Source organism: Bacillus sp. z33 (assembly GCF_058313615.1).
Map to the genome: position 1 here is coordinate 106,032 of NZ_JBZFQN010000004.1, position 18,194 is coordinate 124,225.

20 protein-coding genes and 1 pseudogene are annotated in these 18,194 nt (G+C 36.9%); 16 read left to right on the plus strand and 5 right to left on the minus strand.

The features are described from left to right. Positions 1-60: 60 nt before the first annotated feature. The 4 genes from AC4G3L_RS15145 to AC4G3L_RS15160 all read left to right on the plus strand — a co-directional run bounded on the left by AC4G3L_RS15145 (position 61) and on the right by AC4G3L_RS15160 (position 3,945). Positions 61-264 (plus strand): SE1561 family protein, encoded by a 204-nt coding sequence (locus tag AC4G3L_RS15145; protein ID WP_491077831.1) that lies wholly within the window; start codon positions 61-63, stop codon positions 262-264. A gap of 185 nt (positions 265-449) precedes the next feature. Further along, positions 450-1,250: a delta-lactam-biosynthetic de-N-acetylase gene (gene pdaA, locus AC4G3L_RS15150; RefSeq protein ID WP_491077971.1), complete on the plus strand. Its 801-nt coding sequence runs from the start codon at positions 450-452 to the stop codon at positions 1,248-1,250. Between the two features lie 373 nt (positions 1,251-1,623). Next, entirely contained in the window at positions 1,624-2,424 is an 801-nt protein-coding gene (locus tag AC4G3L_RS15155; protein ID WP_491077832.1) for a hypothetical protein, read from the plus strand. Positions 2,425-2,481: 57 nt separating this feature from the next. Then, positions 2,482-3,945: a zinc ribbon domain-containing protein gene (locus AC4G3L_RS15160; protein ID WP_491077833.1), complete on the plus strand. Its 1,464-nt coding sequence runs from the start codon at positions 2,482-2,484 to the stop codon at positions 3,943-3,945. A 226-nt stretch (positions 3,946-4,171) separates the two neighbouring features. Here AC4G3L_RS15160 and AC4G3L_RS15165 read toward each other — a convergent pair whose 3' ends face one another. Beyond that, positions 4,172-4,558 (minus strand): hypothetical protein, encoded by a 387-nt coding sequence (locus AC4G3L_RS15165; protein ID WP_491077834.1) that lies wholly within the window; start codon positions 4,556-4,558, stop codon positions 4,172-4,174. Positions 4,559-4,764: 206 nt separating this feature from the next. Between AC4G3L_RS15165 and recQ the strand changes: the two genes are divergently transcribed. From recQ to AC4G3L_RS15190, 5 genes are all read left to right on the plus strand, one after another. Then, the gene (gene recQ / locus AC4G3L_RS15170) at positions 4,765-6,909 is read left to right on the plus strand and encodes a DNA helicase RecQ (RefSeq protein ID WP_491077835.1); all 2,145 of its coding nucleotides are present in this window, start codon (positions 4,765-4,767) and stop codon (positions 6,907-6,909) included. A gap of 78 nt (positions 6,910-6,987) precedes the next feature. Continuing rightward, on the plus strand, positions 6,988-7,890 hold the full coding sequence (locus tag AC4G3L_RS15175) for a DNA-3-methyladenine glycosylase family protein (protein ID WP_491077836.1): 903 nt from the start codon (positions 6,988-6,990) through the stop codon (positions 7,888-7,890). Further along, entirely contained in the window at positions 7,862-9,244 is a 1,383-nt protein-coding gene (gene rlmD / locus AC4G3L_RS15180; RefSeq protein WP_491077837.1) for a 23S rRNA (uracil(1939)-C(5))-methyltransferase RlmD, read from the plus strand. Before AC4G3L_RS15175 ends, rlmD begins: the two co-directional genes overlap by 29 nt. 260 nt (positions 9,245-9,504) lie before the next feature. Continuing rightward, positions 9,505-9,708, plus strand: a complete 204-nt coding sequence (locus tag AC4G3L_RS15185) for a hypothetical protein (protein WP_491077838.1) — start codon at positions 9,505-9,507, stop codon at positions 9,706-9,708. 248 nt (positions 9,709-9,956) lie between these two features. Continuing rightward, on the plus strand, positions 9,957-10,106 hold the full coding sequence (locus tag AC4G3L_RS15190) for a hypothetical protein (RefSeq protein WP_088090641.1): 150 nt from the start codon (positions 9,957-9,959) through the stop codon (positions 10,104-10,106). 509 nt (positions 10,107-10,615) lie between these two features. On the opposite strand, the gene AC4G3L_RS15195 is transcribed toward AC4G3L_RS15190, so the two are convergent. After that, positions 10,616-10,738 (minus strand): hypothetical protein, encoded by a 123-nt coding sequence (locus AC4G3L_RS15195; RefSeq protein WP_491077839.1) that lies wholly within the window; start codon positions 10,736-10,738, stop codon positions 10,616-10,618. Positions 10,739-11,458: 720 nt separating this feature from the next. On the opposite strand from AC4G3L_RS15195, the gene AC4G3L_RS15200 reads away from it, so the two are divergent. Then, a complete protein-coding gene (locus AC4G3L_RS15200; RefSeq protein WP_491077840.1) occupies positions 11,459-11,899 on the plus strand; it encodes a PH domain-containing protein in 441 nt (146 codons plus the stop codon). Between the two features lie 98 nt (positions 11,900-11,997). Here AC4G3L_RS15200 and AC4G3L_RS15205 read toward each other — a convergent pair whose 3' ends face one another. Further along, on the minus strand, positions 11,998-12,387 hold the full coding sequence (locus AC4G3L_RS15205; protein ID WP_491077841.1) for a glycosyltransferase: 390 nt from the start codon (positions 12,385-12,387) through the stop codon (positions 11,998-12,000). A gap of 23 nt (positions 12,388-12,410) precedes the next feature. Then, positions 12,411-12,929, minus strand: coding sequence for a hypothetical protein (locus AC4G3L_RS15210; RefSeq protein ID WP_491077842.1), 519 nt, complete (start codon positions 12,927-12,929; stop codon positions 12,411-12,413). A gap of 237 nt (positions 12,930-13,166) precedes the next feature. Between AC4G3L_RS15210 and AC4G3L_RS15215 the strand changes: the two genes are divergently transcribed. The 5 genes and pseudogenes from AC4G3L_RS15215 to AC4G3L_RS15235 all read left to right on the plus strand — a co-directional run. Further along, on the plus strand, positions 13,167-13,301 hold the full coding sequence (locus AC4G3L_RS15215) for a hypothetical protein (RefSeq protein WP_491077843.1): 135 nt from the start codon (positions 13,167-13,169) through the stop codon (positions 13,299-13,301). Continuing rightward, positions 13,291-14,001 carry a hypothetical protein gene (locus tag AC4G3L_RS15220; RefSeq protein WP_491077844.1) on the plus strand — a complete coding sequence of 237 codons (711 nt, stop codon included), beginning with the start codon at positions 13,291-13,293 and terminating at the stop codon, positions 13,999-14,001. Before AC4G3L_RS15215 ends, AC4G3L_RS15220 begins: the two co-directional genes overlap by 11 nt. A gap of 30 nt (positions 14,002-14,031) precedes the next feature. Continuing rightward, positions 14,032-14,661 carry a hypothetical protein gene (locus tag AC4G3L_RS15225; protein ID WP_491077845.1) on the plus strand — a complete coding sequence of 210 codons (630 nt, stop codon included), beginning with the start codon at positions 14,032-14,034 and terminating at the stop codon, positions 14,659-14,661. Positions 14,662-14,928: 267 nt separating this feature from the next. Further along, entirely contained in the window at positions 14,929-15,321 is a 393-nt protein-coding gene (locus AC4G3L_RS15230; RefSeq protein ID WP_491077846.1) for an HIT family protein, read from the plus strand. Further along, positions 15,314-15,610: pseudogene (locus tag AC4G3L_RS15235) on the plus strand (phosphotransferase); the annotation flags it as partial. The gene AC4G3L_RS15230 and the pseudogene AC4G3L_RS15235, both read left to right, overlap by 8 nt. Positions 15,611-15,693: 83 nt before the next feature. Here AC4G3L_RS15235 and dhaK read toward each other — a convergent pair. Continuing rightward, on the minus strand, positions 15,694-17,451 hold the full coding sequence (gene dhaK, locus AC4G3L_RS15240; RefSeq protein WP_491077847.1) for a dihydroxyacetone kinase subunit DhaK: 1,758 nt from the start codon (positions 17,449-17,451) through the stop codon (positions 15,694-15,696). Between the two features lie 177 nt (positions 17,452-17,628). Here dhaK and dhaS point away from each other — a divergent pair, with 177 nt between their 5' ends. Continuing rightward, on the plus strand, positions 17,629-18,186 hold the full coding sequence (gene dhaS / locus AC4G3L_RS15245; RefSeq protein ID WP_491077848.1) for a dihydroxyacetone kinase transcriptional activator DhaS: 558 nt from the start codon (positions 17,629-17,631) through the stop codon (positions 18,184-18,186). Positions 18,187-18,194: the final 8 nt, after the last annotated feature.

Sequence of the window (18,194 nt, forward strand, 5' to 3'; positions counted from 1 at the left end):
TTGCGATTTGGATTACTATCGTTTAGGATAAGATTTATGCATGAAAGGAGCCGAATTAGTTTGACAACACCAATTTATAACAAAGATGAACAAGTAAAATACCTAAAAGACCGACTTGAGTTATTTATGGAGGTTTTAGACCGTATAGAGCCTGAAACAGCAGATATTGAAGATATTGACCGCCTAATTGAAATCGTGGATTCAATTGAGGAGAAATTTCAAAGCTTTCAAAATCGACCGGACACAGAACCCGATAAAGCATAAGTAAGTAGTATGAGGCAAATCCTAAAACCATTAGGATTTGCCTTTTTATTTAGGGGGAGGAGATTTCCTTAAAACTAAATAATAACCATACATTGACTAAAGCGACTGCATAAATTCCTTTACTATGATAAAAACTATCTCTATCAATAGTAAAAGCAGGAGGGAATACAGTGAAGAAATGGCTTATTACCGGATTATCTGCCATCATACTTTCGAGTACATTCTTTGGTGTCGCGGAGGCGATTTCAAATGTTCGGTATGATTGGGGATTTAATAAGGGGAAGAATGAACAACCTGCAGATGCGGGGCCAAAATATAATGCAGTTGTTGAAAAATATGGAGCGATCTATAAAGTAAACACAACAAAGAAAGAGATTTACTTAACGTTTGATAATGGATATGAAAATGGATACACGGAAAAGGTGCTGGATGTATTGAAAGAACATAAAGTACCGGCTACATTTTTTGTAACAGGGCATTATTTGAATACAGCTGAACCTCTTGTGAAAAGAATGGTGAAGGAAGGACATATAATCGGTAACCATTCCTGGGGTCATCCAGACTTTACACAGGTATCTGATGAGAAAATAGCAGAGGAATTGGATAAGGTTAAGAAGAAAACAGAGGAAATTACTGGGCAAAAAGAAATGGCCTATATAAGACCGCCTCGTGGAATCTTTAGTGAACGTACGCTCCAGACGGCTAATAACCTTGGGTATAAGCACATTTTATGGTCGGTTGCCTTCCTGGATTGGGATGTGAATCGTCAGCAGGGCTGGAAACACTCCTATGATCAGATTATGGCCCAAATTCATCCCGGAGCCATATTGCTTTTACATTCAGTCTCCAGGGATAATGCAGAAGCCTTGGGCCGTGTTATTATGGATTTGAAAAAGAGAGGATATACCTTTAAAAGCTTGGATGATATAAATTGTGTAAAGCCTGAGCAGATGCCACAAAAAAAGCAAACAGAGGTAAAGATTTGATTTATATTTCCTAACCAAAACCGCTTACGTTAGAGTGAGCGGTTTTTTTAGCGTATAGAGGACTATGGTGAGTTAGTGAAGAGAGGAAGTCAGCGAAAAAGAAGGAAAAGATGGATTAAATGTATATTCTAATTTCTTCAGAAAAAAAGATTATCTCTTTTAAATAATTTCCGAAAAAATAGTCCTTAAATTATCCAATTCATGTTAATAGAGGAATGTTTATTTTGAATTTTTTGATTTTTATCACAAAAAAAGTGATTAAGAGGAAAAAAATTTATATAATATTTTATAGGTCTATATACCTATAATTCCGGTATAAGATGGCTTGATTTTGAAATTTAAAGAATATAGAGGAAAAGGAGAGAAGATTCAGATGAAATGTCAACGTTGTGGTCACGAAAATGAAGGAGGGAGATTTTGTGAAGAATGTGGCAATCAGTTAGTTGAAACAGCTGAAAATAATAGTCAACAACCTTTATCCCAAGCGAATGCTGAAAGTAGTGAGAATTACCGGACAGAGGACTATTTAAAAAAGACAAAGGATCAATCTAAACAATATTTCACCTATTTTATGGATGTACTAAAAAAACCATATGCGAGCCTCCATGCTTCCATTGAAAATCAACATTTTACTTATGCAATCATCACGTTAATTTTATACTGCTTGTTCATGCCGCTAATGATTTACTTTGGAATAAAAGGAGTCATAAACAGCTTGAGTTTATTCAGTTTTTCAACAGCTTATAATATCACGCTACCGTTTATGGACGTCGTTATACAGCCATTTTTTTCTTTTGCAATCTTTATGGTATTAGTATCTGCTTTTACCTATATGTCTATCAAATTGGGAGGTGTGAATGTAACGTTTAAAGAAGTATTTTCTAGATTTGGATTATTGCTTATTCCTTTTGTTTTTATTCTCACTGTCGGACTTGTCTTGTCCATTCTAGAAGTAAGCCTATTTGTTTATTTCCTGGCAATTGGATTGATTGGATCTATATATATCGCGGTTCCTGTTCTAATTACTTTCTATAAAAAAAGTTCACCTGGTGAAGGTTTGGATGCCGTATATGGAACTTTGCTGACTTACATACTTACTTTTCTTGTCATATTGATTATGGGAGAAATGCTTTTTGATTCGCTAATAACCAATATTCAGTCATACATTGATTGATAGTAATCATAAGATATTTTGATTATTCATAGACCAATAATTGATGGAGGAATAAGGATGAAATTCTGTAAGAATTGTGGCAAAGAACTGAGTGGAAATGCCCAATTTTGTAAGGAGTGCGGCACACCAGTTCATCAACAAACGAACATGCAGGTTTCCAATTCTCAAAGTGTTTCTGAAAGAAAACCGATGTCGCCCAAAAAAAAGAAATGGATTATTGCCGGAGTAGTAGCTGCGATACTTTTGATTGGCGCTTATAAAATTGGGGAAAGTCTTTTTTCGAAAGAACGATTAATCAATAATTTTGAAGAAGCATTAATTAATCATGATGAAAAGGCAATGGCAGAACTTTTACATTCAAATGATAAAAAGCTTGATATAAACAAAGAAACCGTTAAGGCATTTATGAAATATTATAAAGAGAATCCAGACGAAATAAAGGTAACCGTAGAGTCTTTAAGAAATCAATCGGAAATGACGGATTTACAGGAGGATGCTGAAAACTTTGACGATCTCTTCAGCTCCACATCTGATGAAATGGTTACTATTCTCCAAGATGGAAAGTTTATCTTTTATGACAAATATCAATTAATGATTGATTCTGCCTATTTAACAGTAGAAACTAATTATAAGGATACAGAATTATATATTAATAACGAAAAAGTGGATCAAGCGAATCAAGCTGATTTTGTAAAAACATATGGGCCGTATGTTCCAGGTATCCATGATGTAAAAGCAAAGTTAAAAACTGATTTTGTTGACTTAGTCGTTGAAGATTCTATAACAACACATGGCGGAGATCAGCCTACAGTTGATTTGTATCTAGAAGGCGAAGATGTGCATATTGATACATCGATTGACTCGGAAGAAGTTGAACTTAAGGGGAAACTCTATATAAATGGTAAAGATGTAGGAATAAATCCATTTCAGAACGAAGAATTTGGACCGGTCTTAACAGACGGAACCATGAAGGCAGCTATTGAGGCTGAACTTCCATGGGGGACCATTAAAACAAAAGAAAAAGAAATTCACAGTACTTATACAGAGATTAATCTAGGGGAAAATGAAGAAACACAAAAACAAATCATGGATACGGTGGTACAGAATACTCGTGAAAGTCTGATTGCCATTACGAGCGGTACTACTTCCAAAATGACAAGGGCCACTGAAGATTTCAAGCAGTCTGTTCAGGAAGAAATAGATGAAGCTAAGGTATTTGAGGAATTATTCAAAGGGAAATACCTGAGTACGACATTCGACCTTAATTCATTTGCGATTTCATACGAAGAGGAAGCTTGGAAGGTCAATGTTGATGCTCTTATCAAGAGTCAGGGTGATTACTATTATAAGGATGAAACTCCTGAACTTGAAGATCAAAATGAGACCTATGAGGTTACGCTGATTTATGATGAGAAGGCTAAGAAATGGTTGGTGGACTCAATGGATTACAGGTTCTTCTTTGATGAAGAAAATGTGAAAGAAATAAAAGAAGAATCACCAAAAGAGTACACAACTTCGTGAGTAGACAAATCATATTTGCTGTCTATGATCGAGAATAGAAAAAGACAGATAGTAAGAGAGTGCAAATCCATTCTCTGTGCTATCTGTCTTATTTTTTATGCGGATAAACAACACACCTAGTTTAACTTGCGATTAATTTGCCTTCCTGAAACAAAAAAGAGATAGTTTTTGCTGTCTCCGTTATTGAATTAACATCTCCGATAGGCGAATAAGAAAATTCTTACTTCTATTTACACAACAATTCTATCTGCTTATTAAATTCAACGTTATCTTTATAGTACACATCTTTTAATTTTATTTGCCTAAAGTCACCAATCTCTTGATCTTGATGAAATGCTTTAACTAAACAACCATCATAAATTAAAAGGAAATCTCGTTCTTTTTGATTTTCGTCACGAATAAATTTTATCTCTCCAACCTTTTCTGTCCAGTTGTTAATACTTTCATTGTCAGTTATTTCTTTAAATTTTAAGTTTTTATCTCTGATTATGATTTTATTTATGTCGTTGTTTGAATAGATTGATTTGAATGATACTCCATCGTCTATTTTCTGGCAGGATAGTAGACTTGCTGCCAATATCAATAGAGAAGCGTACAAGAATAATGTTCTCACTAATTTCACCTCATATTGTTTAAAGCATTACTAGGGAATCAGGTTGCATTAGGAAATCTCAATCATTGATTGCTGCCATTTTACCATATTATAGGTATTGTTTTTACGAGATTTTGAGGCTACCTCTGTTCTGACTTACTAGTATAGGTAGAGGCAGATAAGCTATAATGAAAGGTAGAATGATAAATGAACGGAGGAGGGAATTTATGCTTACAGAAGCAAGCTCTCTTTTAAAAAAGTATTTTGGGTATGATCAATTTCGCGATGGACAAGCCAGAATTATTGAGCAGGTATTACAAGGGATCGATACACTCGGAATTATGCCGACAGGTGGGGGTAAATCGATTTGTTACCAAATCCCGGCGATGATGATACCAGGTGTTACCCTCGTTATTTCTCCATTAATTTCTCTCATGAAGGACCAGGTAGATTCACTGGACCAGGCAGGTATTCCCGCAACCTTTATTAATAGCTCCTTAACCGCGAGTGAAGCGAATGATCGTTTGTATGATATCCATCAGGGTGCTTATAAGCTATTATATCTTGCACCTGAAAGACTTGAATCACAGGGATTTATCGAAGAAATTCGCCAATTGCCGATTGGATTAATTGCCGTCGATGAAGCCCACTGTATATCACAATGGGGACATGATTTCCGCCCGAGTTATTTACGAATCCAATCATTAGCTGAACAATTGGATTCAAACCCGGTTGTCCTGGCTTTAACTGCAACAGCTACTCCGAGGGTACAGGCAGATATACGCCAATCTCTGAATATTGAAGATTCACGTACGGTCATAACCGGATTCGAACGGGAGAATTTAAGCTTCCAGGTCGTAAAGGGGCAGAATAAGCAAAAATATATTGATGCATATGTAAGGGAAAATAAACAAGAATCTGGGATTATTTATTGCGCTACAAGAAAAACAGTGGATCATCTATATGAGCGCCTTCAGCAAAAAGGCATCGCCGTTGGCAGGTATCATGCGGGTCTATCAAGTGCAGAACGTGACATCGAGCAAAGTAGATTTCTGAGCGATGAAATTTCCATCATGATTGCAACCAATGCGTTTGGCATGGGGATTGATAAATCAAATGTACGATATGTGATTCATGCTCAAATGCCTAAAAATATGGAAAGTTATTATCAAGAGGCTGGTCGTGCCGGACGTGATGGCTTGCCGAGTGTATGTATTTTGCTTCATTCTGAGCAGGATGTACAGGTTCAGCGTTTTTTGATCGATCAATCATTTGGGGACGAGAATCATAAAAATCAAGAGCTGCAAAAGCTCTATCAAATGCGTGATTATTGCCATACACAAGGCTGCCTGCAGTCCTATATACTGCACTATTTTGGTGAACAGGAGGCAGAGGATTGCGGACGATGCTCCAATTGCCTGGATGAAAGAAGCACCAAGGATGTAACAAAGGATGCGCAAATGGTGTTATCCTGTATGATCAGGACGGGTGAACGTTTTGGAAAAACGATGATTGCTCAGGTGTTAACAGGCTCATCTAATAAAAAACTGCTTGAACAGAACTTTCAATCCTTATCTACTTACGGGCTGATGAAAAATCAATCGACGAAAGAGGTAGCTGATTTTATCGATTTTCTAACCTCTGAGCAATTGATTGGAATTACAGGCGGGCAATATCCACTTTTATTTGTAACACCTGCCGGTAAGGAAGTATTGCTCGGTAAACGAACGGTAATGAGAAAAGAAGATGTGCGTATTGCAACCATTTCAAAAGATGATCCTTTATTTGAAGTACTGCGTGACCTTCGAAAACAAATTGCAGGTCAAGAAAAAGTGCCGCCATATTTAATTTTCTCCGATCAAGCTTTGCATGATATGTGTATAAAACTGCCACAGACTACGGGTGACTTCCTTGAGGTTAAAGGGGTCGGTGCCCAAAAGGCTGATAAATATGGCGTTCGATTTGTAGAGGTAATCAGTGGATTTTTAAAGGAAAATGAATATGAGGTATCGGTTGCGGCGGCAGATGAAATTAAGCCGGCAGTGAAAAAAGCGAAGGCTGGATCAGCTAATTCACATTTGGATACGTACGAATTATATAAACAAGGTCATACGTTGAAGGACATAGCCAAGGAGAGAGAATTGTCTCCAATTACAGTTGAAGGGCACTTGCTCCGTTGTGTAGAGGAAGGGTTGCCGTTTGATTGGAACTACTTCTTTTCACCTGATGAGGAGACCCAGATTTTACAGGCAATTGAGAAGTCAGATAGTGAATTTTTAAAGCCAATAAAAGAACAGCTTCCCGATGAAATCAGTTATAGTGCCATAAAGGCAGTGTTGCTAAAGCGGAAAATGGATACAGCTCCGATTTGATGGGCCGTTTTCCTATGTACCCATATAGCAGTGAAACCTGTTATAATAACGGGACTAGTCTGTAAAGGAGTGTTAGTGATGTGGAAAGAAACCATCCATGTAGAAGCTCCCTATGATTTTGACCTTGTATTGGAAAGGATCGGTCTTGATCCTTTGTATGAAATAGATTACCATAATCGATTGATTCAAGTGCCTTTACTGATCCATGGCAAACCGAATGTTTATTCTGTTCAAGCCATTGGGACGGTAGATGAACCAGCATTTACGATTTCCGGTAAAGAGGAACAGGCTTTAGCCACGAATCGTTTAATGGAGATTTTTCAGTGGCATCTGCCACTTTCCGATATACATGCCCATTTTGGCGGGACGAAACTAAATGATATTTTCACTCTCCACCGTGGAACCCCGCTTATTTTGGAATTTGATCTATATAGCTGCCTCGTAAAAAGCATTATTCACCAGCAGCTAAATATGGCGTTTGCCCAGAGATTGACGAAGGATTTTGTCAAAACTTATGGATTTCAAAAGGATGGAGTATGGTTTTATCCATCTCCAGCCACAACCGCTGCTCTGACGGTGGATGAGCTAAAAGGATTAAAATTCAGCGGCAGGAAGGCGGAGTATGTGATTGGTCTTTCAGAAAAAGTCGCAAGTGGTGAACTCAGGTTAGAAGAGTTACGTACAAAGACGGATGAAGAAGTTATAGCAGAATTAACTAGTATTCGCGGTATCGGGAGATGGACAGCGGAAAACTTCCTGTTATTTGGCCTTGGCCGTCCGAATTTATTTCCAAAAGCAGATATTGGTATTCAAAATGCCATTAAGTTGCTATATAACTTAGAACGAAAGCCAACAATGGAAGAGATGGAGCAATTCAGTAAGGAGTGGCACCCTTATTTAAGCTACGCCACGCTTTACTTATGGAGAAGCATTGAAAAACGGAGGAATATGGATGAACGAGCAGGCAACATTAGTCCGTGAAGGACAAGAGATTTTACTAACAATTAAACGCCTTGGTATAAACGGTGAGGGAGTCGGCTACTATAAACGCCAAGTTGTATTTGTACCAGGTGCTCTACCAGATGAAATCGTAGAAGTAAAGATTACGAAGGTCCATCCGAAGTATTCGGAAGGTCTTGTGAAAAAGATTAAAAAAGCATCGCCACATCGAGTCGACGCACCATGTCCGGTTTATGACGTATGCGGCGGATGCCAATTGCAGCATTTGGAATACAGCCAACAATTGAAGGAAAAGCGTGATATTGTCATTCAATCATTGGAGCGTCATAGCAAATTCGATGCCAGCAATGTAGATATCCGCCCAACAATTGGCATGGAGAATCCATGGAATTACCGTAATAAGAACCAATTCCAGGTCGGTACCAATGAGAAACAGGAACTGATTGCGGGCCTTTATGCGGCTAACACTCATGATCTGATCAATATCGAAAATTGTATCGTTCAGCATGATGCGACAAACAAAGTTACCCGTACGGTACTAGATATTCTGCAGGAATTTGGATTGCCGGCCTATGATGTGAAGAAGAAAAGCGGGATCGTTAAAACAGTCGTAACCCGTGTTGGTTTCTCTTCGGATCAAGTCCAAGTAGTGATTATCACTATTTCTGAAAAGCTACCTAAGAAGCGCCAAATCATTGAAGAAATCAACAAGCGCTTACCAGAAGTGGTTTCGATTGTTCAAAACGTGAATAAAGAACAGACCCCACTTGTATTCGGTGAAAAGACCATTCACCTTTGGGGAGAGGAAGCAATTGAAGAAGAACTTGGCAATCTATCTTATGAGTTATCCGCACGTACCTTCTTCCAATTGAATCCGGTTCAGACAGTTAAGCTCTATGATGAAGTGAAAAAAGCAGCCCGCCTTCATGGTCATGAACGAGTGGTAGATGCTTATTGCGGAGTAGGAACCATTGGACTATGGCTTGCAGATTATTGTAAAGAAGTCCGTGGGATGGATGTCATTCCGGAATCGATTGAAGATGCCATCCAAAACGCTAAGAAGCATAACATGGATAACGTCAGTTACGAAGTAGGTAAAGCGGAAGTCCTCATGCCTAAATGGCTGCGCGAAGGCTGGAGGCCGGATGTCGTTGTCGTTGATCCACCGAGAAGCGGCTTGGATCAAAAGCTAATGGATGCCATTCTGCGGACACGTCCAAGAAAAATCGTTTATGTATCCTGTAACCCATCCACACTGGCAAAGGATCTGGACTACCTAAGCAAAAAATACAGACCAAAATATATTCAACCAGTGGACATGTTCCCACAAACTTCCCACGTCGAATGTGTTGTGGAAATTATGCTGAAGGTGTAACCATAAAATAAAGTTTTCCTAGACAAAATAAAGTTTTCCGATTCAGACTCGTTTTTTGGTAAAGTAGACTTTTCCGATTTCCGGGTCTGACTCAATATCAACCTGGGTTCCATCCAATACGAATCCGGGCTTTTTTCTGTTCCCATTCTTCATGATCCAGCAGGAAAAACTCCTGCTCCTATTCATCTCTAATGCCACTCAAACCCTTGGAGCCTTGGAGCCCCATTGTATCGAGATTGATTCGAGAAATTGAAAGTAACTTGTCTAGTAGAAAATTAACGGATGAGTATGAAGAACTATTCGAGGAGTTGGCGAATCTTCGGGATTTAATTTGCGAAAATGAGATAGTTCCAGAAGTCATTGAATTTCTGGAGTTTGATGAAACTGGGTATATAGATGAACTAATGTCAGGAAATGAGATTTATATGACAGAAGATGTTTTAAATGATTATATACAAAATTAAACCCAACAAGCATTTGAAATTAAAGATGAACGAGCTAATAATGCAGAGGATAGGTTTATCGCTTTTGATTCCTTCTTAATGCAAGCCACTCAAAGGATGATGGATAGGATAAATGAATTACAAGGAATAATTAATGAACGAATTGATAATACACGCTGATAAAGTAATAAGGTTTACTTCAGTAAAATTAGGTATATTATATTTGTTGAATAGATTCTCTTTAAAGACAAGAAAAGTAGGTGAACAAAGTGGGAAAATATCAATTGGATACCAAAGGTAAGGTAGCTGTGACAAAGTTTCATGAAAAACAGACGCCTGCCAAATTTGATAAAAAGCAGCAACTTGAAAAAATACGTGCGGAGTATTTGAAAAAGAAGCAAAAACAAACAGATAAATAATATGAATGAAAACATAGGAAGAATAAAATTTTGAAGAACCAAAAGTAGGTATACAATCTAAGACGTTGCAAAGACGAATAAAGGAGTTGAAAAACGAAGGTCTACACATGTAGGCCTCCGTTTTTTATGTTTGTTAAGCCTTTTTGTGAACATTATTGCTAATGGAAAAAAATACAGACGGATTTTTGCTGTCACCTTGTTTCGCTAAAGCCCCCGATTGTATGATAAGGTTGACCAAGTTAAGTGCGAGAGTGAATGCCGAATTATTAGGAGAAGAAAAAATGTTAGTAATGGAGAGTTCTAATGGGTAAAGGCATAAGGTTTATCATGCCCTTTAAACGCCTGGCCAAAAGATAGAATACGCATTCTTTTGTCTCCAATGTGACCATACAATATAGTTTTCCTAATCAGACTCGGTTTTCGGGATTTCCGGGTCTTTTTCAGTATCTACCCGGGTTCGATCCAATACGAATCCGGGCTTTTATTTAATGAGTAGAGAGGAGTTTCATTCAAGAAACACCATTTAATTCTTTTAATAATGTTAATTGGTCAACCATTATTACAAAGGTTTCATCTTCATTTGCATTTTCGTCTTTCTTCAATATATCATTTGTATATTTTTGGTATTCCAATGTGAAAGCCCTTGAGAAATCATCGAAGGAGCATTCTACTATTCTTTGTTTATTTTGATCATAACAGCTAAAACAGTCAATGAACAACAGGTTTTGAGGTTTTTTGAATGTATATTTCATAGCATTTTCAGATGTTTCTAGGTCAACTTGTTTTGTTTTTCCCTTGCTTAGAGTGATTAGATGGTCTCCTAAATCAAGTAAAGTACTATTATGAAATGTTGAATTTAATATTTCTCTTTTTTTTTCCGTTATCTAAAATATATACGTATAATCTACTATCAAAATAAGTCATCAAGTCAAAAGGGAGACCTTTCATATCTTCATACTCTTCAACTTCAAATAATAGTTTCATTTTGCATTCCATCCCTCTAATGTTATTTCACCTTTCCTCCAGAATTACCAAATATAGGGTGAGCTGTTTTTATTACACCATCTTTGTCTACAATTACTTTCATTTTTTAATCCTATGTTTATTTAGGCTATATGCATTGATAAATCACCTGATTAACTTTTTCCTATATATTTCCCTTTTTCGTGTACCCGGCTCTTTAAATAACAGGGTCATTGATCCATGAAGAATGAATATCCTTTTCTCATGAACTACTTATGAAAGTAAAGGAGCAGATTAGCGGAAGAAGGAAATGGAAATTAAAAATAGAATCTATTTAAAGAAAGTTATTAAACTGTATAAATATACTATAAGAAGGATGTGTTTACTTAATGATTTTCCGTTCAAAAGTAGATGCTTTTTTCGTAATATTTATTATAATAGCAGCTATAACAATAGGTGCTGTCACACTACTACCGCCGTTCTTTGATAAAGAAGCAACAATATCTACCGTAATCATAATGTTTGCTATCTTTATTATTTCGGTGGGTTTGATAGTATGGGTCTCTTTTTTTATTAAATATGTTTTCTATGAAGATTATCTATTAGTGAAAGGCGGTCCATTCAGAAGTAAAATCCCTTATCAAACCATAACAAAAATTTCTCCAACCAACGATATATTCACTGGCTACCGAATTTTATCATCTAATCAGGGATTTGAATTATTTTACAAGTCAGCAACCCTTGGTAGTGTAAAGATATCACCAAAGGATAAAAAGGAGTTTATCAACGAGTTGAAAAAGAGATGTCCGAATGCAGACATTCAAGAATAAACCTTCATTGGATCATCAAAATTTCTCCCTGATTTAAACCAGTAAAGGTGTTATCCCAATAGGATATCATAATTGAAAGGTTCCTATACATTAACTAATCATTTCCCCAAAAATGCATGAATGTAAGAGACAAGTTGTTGGGCTCTTATCTCAGTAGAGTGATGGCTTCTTATAAATTGATAACCGTTTGCTGCTATTTGATTACGCTCTGTTTCATTGTTTAAGTAGTACATAAACTTCTCATAAATATTGTGTTCGTTAATCTCTACAAAGTGTTCACCCGGTTTAAAACCTAATGCCGTTAAATCTGAGCATGTGTCTGCCAAAAGTAAAGTTCGACAACCCAATGTTTCGAAATATTTTAAAAGTGGATAGTTGAGGGTGGAGCAACAACTAAAAAATATATTTGATTGATTAATTAATCGGGCATATTCTTCACCTTCTATCCATGAACCTTGGGAGGAATCTTGGTCAGATGGATGAACCATGTAGACGAAGCCAGGGTGACCATTCATTTGTTGTAGTATTTTTTACGCAAAGAATAGTAAGACTGTTTAACACGACCAATTAATAATGCATCTATATCTTTAATCATATTATAATCTTTAAATATATTTGTGTTTACATGGTGTGGGAGCCATCGCATTTTATCCGCAAATTCAGGATAAAGTCTTAGATAGCTTTCTTTATATAATGGGAATATCAAGCTCATATTGTTTTGCTGTAAGTATTCTCTTCTAATATCTACAAATGCATCTATATCGTGTGGCATATAACCGATAGGAATAGTTACTTTATCCACATCTTCCAGGCTCCAGTCATGATGAAAATTTACGAATTCGTTTATTATAATGAAATCTGGCCTGAAGGGACACATGTCCACTATCTCATCTAACTTTATGTGAGGATCATATTGTGTCGGAGTTAAAAGAACACAATTGGTTAGTTTTTTTAATTCATCCCATAAATAAAAAGAATTTTTATAATAGGAGTGTGTAAAATCATAGTCTAAAACTAATATATTTAACATAAATTTGCCTCCTTACAGGCTATTTTGGGAAGGTGATTCTTACAGTTTATACTCCTATATTGTATTCAGAATAAAACAATTCGTCCTACGCATTTTCTCTATCTTTCAGCAAATAGGATTGCTTCCATATTTCCCCGAACGATTTTCCTGAAAAACTGTTAAATAAGAAAATACTAAATCAAAATAGAGAGACATTATGGTATTATTTAGGAAATAAGGTAAGGGGTGAAAAGTGATATGAAAATAGATGTGTTCATGATTCGTAAGTCAGACAGTGAGCTAGATTTAGTCCGGGGAATTTCTTTAAAAGCAAAAATGAATCGATTGCAAAAATACAATTGGATTTCTTCAGGTGAACATTATGACAAATAAAACGAAAGGAAGCCAATACCATCTCCAGATGTATGTTAATAAATATAGTAGAGTATTAGATCAAGATATCTTCTCACACTCTCCTTCTCTAGTAGCTTTTGCAGAAAAACAAAGGATTGACTGGAAATCGCCTCTTGCACATGAAGGTTACACCGAATATCAGGATGATTTTTTAAAGTTCTATTATGGCAATAAAGACACTTTGCAATCATCGATCCTCTTTTTAAGATCAAATTGGCCGAAAAATGGACCTGTCTGGGATGGAATAGGGACAGTAGAAGGTACCGGCCAAAAAGGATTGGTATTGGTGGAAGCCAAGGCCCATCGTCGTGAAACTCACTCCAAGATAAAAGCTACTTCCTTACAAAGTATCTCTAAAATAACTGAAACCCTCACTGTCACACAAAAGAAGTTCGGTTCCACTACATCTATAAATCCTTGGCTGTATGACTATTACCAGTTGGCGAATCGATTAGCTTATTTACAAATCCTAAATCAAGAACTTCAGATTCCAACATGGCTGGTACTTTTACAATTTATCAACGACAGCGACCACATCTCCACCTCTAAAGAGGAGTTTATTGCTCATTATCAACAAGTATTCCAAACATTAGGGATAGACCATGCTGCCTCATTATTATCCAATTTAGTACTCTTGTATCTTCCTGCAATACCAGACATACAGAATTCAGACCAATAAACAATATAAGTGCAAAAGGAGGAAGTGTTTATGAACATACCTACAGCCTATGCACACTATCAAAAGAAAGGAAATTATATTTACCGCACATCGACATACATTCAGTGGGGTAACTCAGAGCAATCACTAGGAGCTTGTCTTTTGTGTAATCCTGGATCTGCAGAATTAGGGCGGGAGTTGGTAACAGAACTGCATATAAAGGGAAAAGCGCAAGGAAAGATACACAGACTTGATGAAACCATGAAACAGTTAGTTCGGGTAGTAGAAGGAATATATGAAGATAGGCAGTCGGTCTCAGGCAGATTATATATCTATAACCTATTTATAATCCAAGATCCTACTCAAGGAAGGGCTATTGATCTATTGGAAAAACTAGTTGAAGAACAGGAATATGATCCAAAGGATTCTTTGGTATCTGTTCAAGAGATAAGGCGGCATCCCTGGATTATCCTTGGTTGGGGAATCGCCAATGAGCGGAGATGGGAGAATTATAGGGCAATCAAACAAGCATGGAAAACCTTGCTTCATGAAGCAACTGTTCCAACCTTTGGAAAGAAGCATCTGAGAAAAGAAGAATACTATCACGTATGTCCCCGTATTCCGACACAGCGACCTGGAGTCGTCCAAGAATTAATCAAGTTACATAAAGAATATTGTTAAATCCAGACGAATATATCTAGGTATTGTATGTTACATCTTTTATCTTTGAAATGAAAATGATACTGCAGACCTCGAAAAATACATTTGCTTAATCTATCCTTATTTCGTGAACTTTGCGAATATGAGGTCTTTTTTTATACATCTAAATAGAAGAACGTAAAGGTTGTAATGCCTTTGCGTTTTTGTTTGTTTTATTTTTTTAGAAAGGTGTCGCTATGAAAAGTAAGAAAATGTAAAAATGAAAATAGATTTAAGGAGGGGATTGAAGTGAAAGCATGCCCATTTTGTCATCCCGATATAATAGAACAACAAGAAGTGGTAGTAAAAAATGAACATTGTATGTTTCTGCAAATGCCACAGGAAGTATTAGTCGGCTCAGGATTAATTGTTCCAATAAAACACCGTGAAACATTATTTGACATGACAGAGGAAGAATGGTCCGCTACCTATTCATTACTGCAAGAAGTTAAAGCGCTCCTGGATGATATATATAGACCTGATGGATATAACATTGGGTGGAACTGTGATTCAATTGGAGGTCAACATATCATGCACTCTCATCTACATGTTATTCCTCGATTTAGTGATGAACCCTATGCTGGTAAAGGACTTAGACACTGGCTGAAAAGTGTAGAGAATAAGAGATTGATGAAAAAGTAGAGAGATTTTGTCATTTATAGAAGGTGAAGCTGGTAATTATCCTTTAAAGGGATATATGTGGTCTGATGAAGTTTTAAAAGAAATAGCTCAGATGCTACCTCTCTACCACGATTCAGTGAGTGAATTTTTAATTGAAGAAGATTGGAAGTCGATAGATAATACTCCGCAACCATTCGAGTTGCTTTGTCATAATGATTTCGCTATATATAACATTATCTTTAATCGTAAACGACCGGTAGGGATAATCGATTTTGATGTTGCTGGTCCTGGACCGAGACTCTGGGATATAAATGATAAATAAAGAGCTGCAAAGTCTGCAGCTCCTTAGAGTGGTTAGGTTATAGGAATTGAATGGTTGGCAATCAATACTGTTTATCTTAGACTACTGGAGAGCTCTGTGAAAATAACTCCAAGTCCATAAGCTCCAGCATCAGGATAACCCAGGCTTCTTTCACCAACCGTACCAGCACGCCCCATGCGGGCAACGATTGTTTCAGTATATTTAGCTCCTTTAACAGCAGCAGCTGCCCCATTTTCAAAGGCAGTTTTAAAGTCTATTCCAGCTTTTGCACATTCAGACCAAGAGTCAGCACATGGAACTAAAGCATCAATCAGAGTTTTGTCACCTACGACTGCACCTCTACCAAATGAACGTTCACCAGTTACCTGTATTCCTTTAACAGCTGCCTGTAATAGGTTTGCAAACTCCTCGATAGTTAATTCCTTTTTATCGCCTGCGGCTTTGCCGGCTGCACGGAATGCAGAGCCCCATATTGGACCGGACGCTCCACCGCAATATTCCATAATGACTATCGAGCATGCATCAAGAAAAGATCCAATAGTTAATGGTTCTTGATTTAAGATGGAACTCCATTCTAGCTTCAATTGCTTGAATCCTTTAGCAACGCTCATACCAAAATCACCATCGCCGGCATGGGAGTCAAGCTCGCAGAATGGTATCTCATTTCGGATAATGACTTCGCTCATTTTATCAATGAGATAGATGATATTATCTAAGGAAAGTACATCCTCTTGGATGACAGCGTGTTCTTCACTTGTCTCTGTAATGAATGAAACTGTCACTTCTTCGTGCTCATCAATAGGGAGGGTATACTGAACACTCTCAACAGGTCCATCTACTTTAAATGCCGCAGCAGAACATTCGCTTGATAATAATGATTTTAGCTCATCATCAAGCTTCATGATTGTCAAGGATACTCCAGCCATATCAATACTTGTCATATAATTGCCGACAAAGGTTCGATAAACATGAATATTTCTGTTACTCATTTCTCTCATAACCGAATTGTTAAATAAATAGAGTTCTTGAAGGGGAGTACCTCCGAAGCCATTTACAAGAATAGCAATATCAGATGCTTCATCTCCATCTATTCCAAAATCCTTTAGGAGATCATCTATCATTTGATTAGCCAACTCATCTGCAGAAATCAATTTTTCTCTTCTGATTCCTGGTTCTCCATGAATGCCGACACCATATTCAATCTCATCTTCTTCTAATTTGAATGTCGGAGTTCCTTTAGCAGGAACGGTACAGGATGTAAGAGCTGCCCCGATACTTTTTACATTTTCTGCGGCTTTTTCTGCAATTGCTTTTACCTGCATAAGGTCTCTGCCTTCTTCGGCAGCTGCTCCAGCAATTTTATGAACAAGTACAGTTCCTGCAACACCGCGGCGTCCTACAGAATACAGACTGTCTTCAACGGCTATATCGTCAGCTACTCGAACATATTCAACCTGGATACCATCCTCGATTGCCAAAGCGGCACCATTTTTAAAGTTCATGATGTCACCGCTGTAATTTTTAATAATCATCAGGACCCCTTTTTGACCTGCAGCTGCTTTGATTCCCTGATACACTTGTATTTGTGATGGCGAAGCAAACACATCCCCGCATACTGCAGCATCAAGCATACCTTTTCCTACAAAGCCCGCATGTGCAGGTTCATGCCCACTGCCTCCCCCGCTAATTAGGCTCACTTTGTTCTCATCTATTACTCGTTTCTTAATAATTTTATATTTCTTCAGAAACTCGAGTTCCGGATGTGCCATGATTAATCCATTAGCCATCTCCATTACGAGGTTCTCAGGTTTATTTATAATCTTTTTCATTTGTATTACCTCCTGTTTCTATTAAAAATTGGTAGACTTGCTAAAATTTATTCATACTATTAACAGTATAATGTAAGCGTTTTAAAGTAAACGGACAAAAAAACGCATTTGTCAAAATAGCCGTAATTATTTCATTTTTGTATAATTGAATTACAATTTTAATAGGGAAGGTAACCCATGACCTCATCGATTATCACCAAAAAAATAATTGCAAAATCATTAAAAGATTTAATGGTAACTGAACCTTTTCATAAAATTTCGGTTAGTGACATTATGGTAAACTGTAAGATGCGAAGGCAAACATTTTACTATCATTTTCAAGATAAATATGAATTGCTTGGCTGGATTTATAAAGAAGAAACGAAGGAAAATATTACAGATTTTATTGGATATGAAAAGTGGGAGAACATTTTTAATTTGTTATTGGAATACTTCAGTCATAATCGACGATTCTATCAAAATGCATTTAAAGTAGAAGAGCAAAATTCATTTAATGAATACTTATATGAACACACAAAGAATTTGTATCTTGAGATTATTGCTAAACGTTTTGACGGAAGCGGATTAATGATTTCTAATGAAAGGAAAGAATTAATGGCCTCTTTTTATAGCTATGGGTTTGTAGGGATAATTAAAGAGTGGATTGAGAAAGATTGCACTCTCGAGTCTTCCACGATTTCATCTTTGATGAAATATATGATAACTGATCAATTACTGCCATTTCTGCAGGAGTGAGCAGCGAG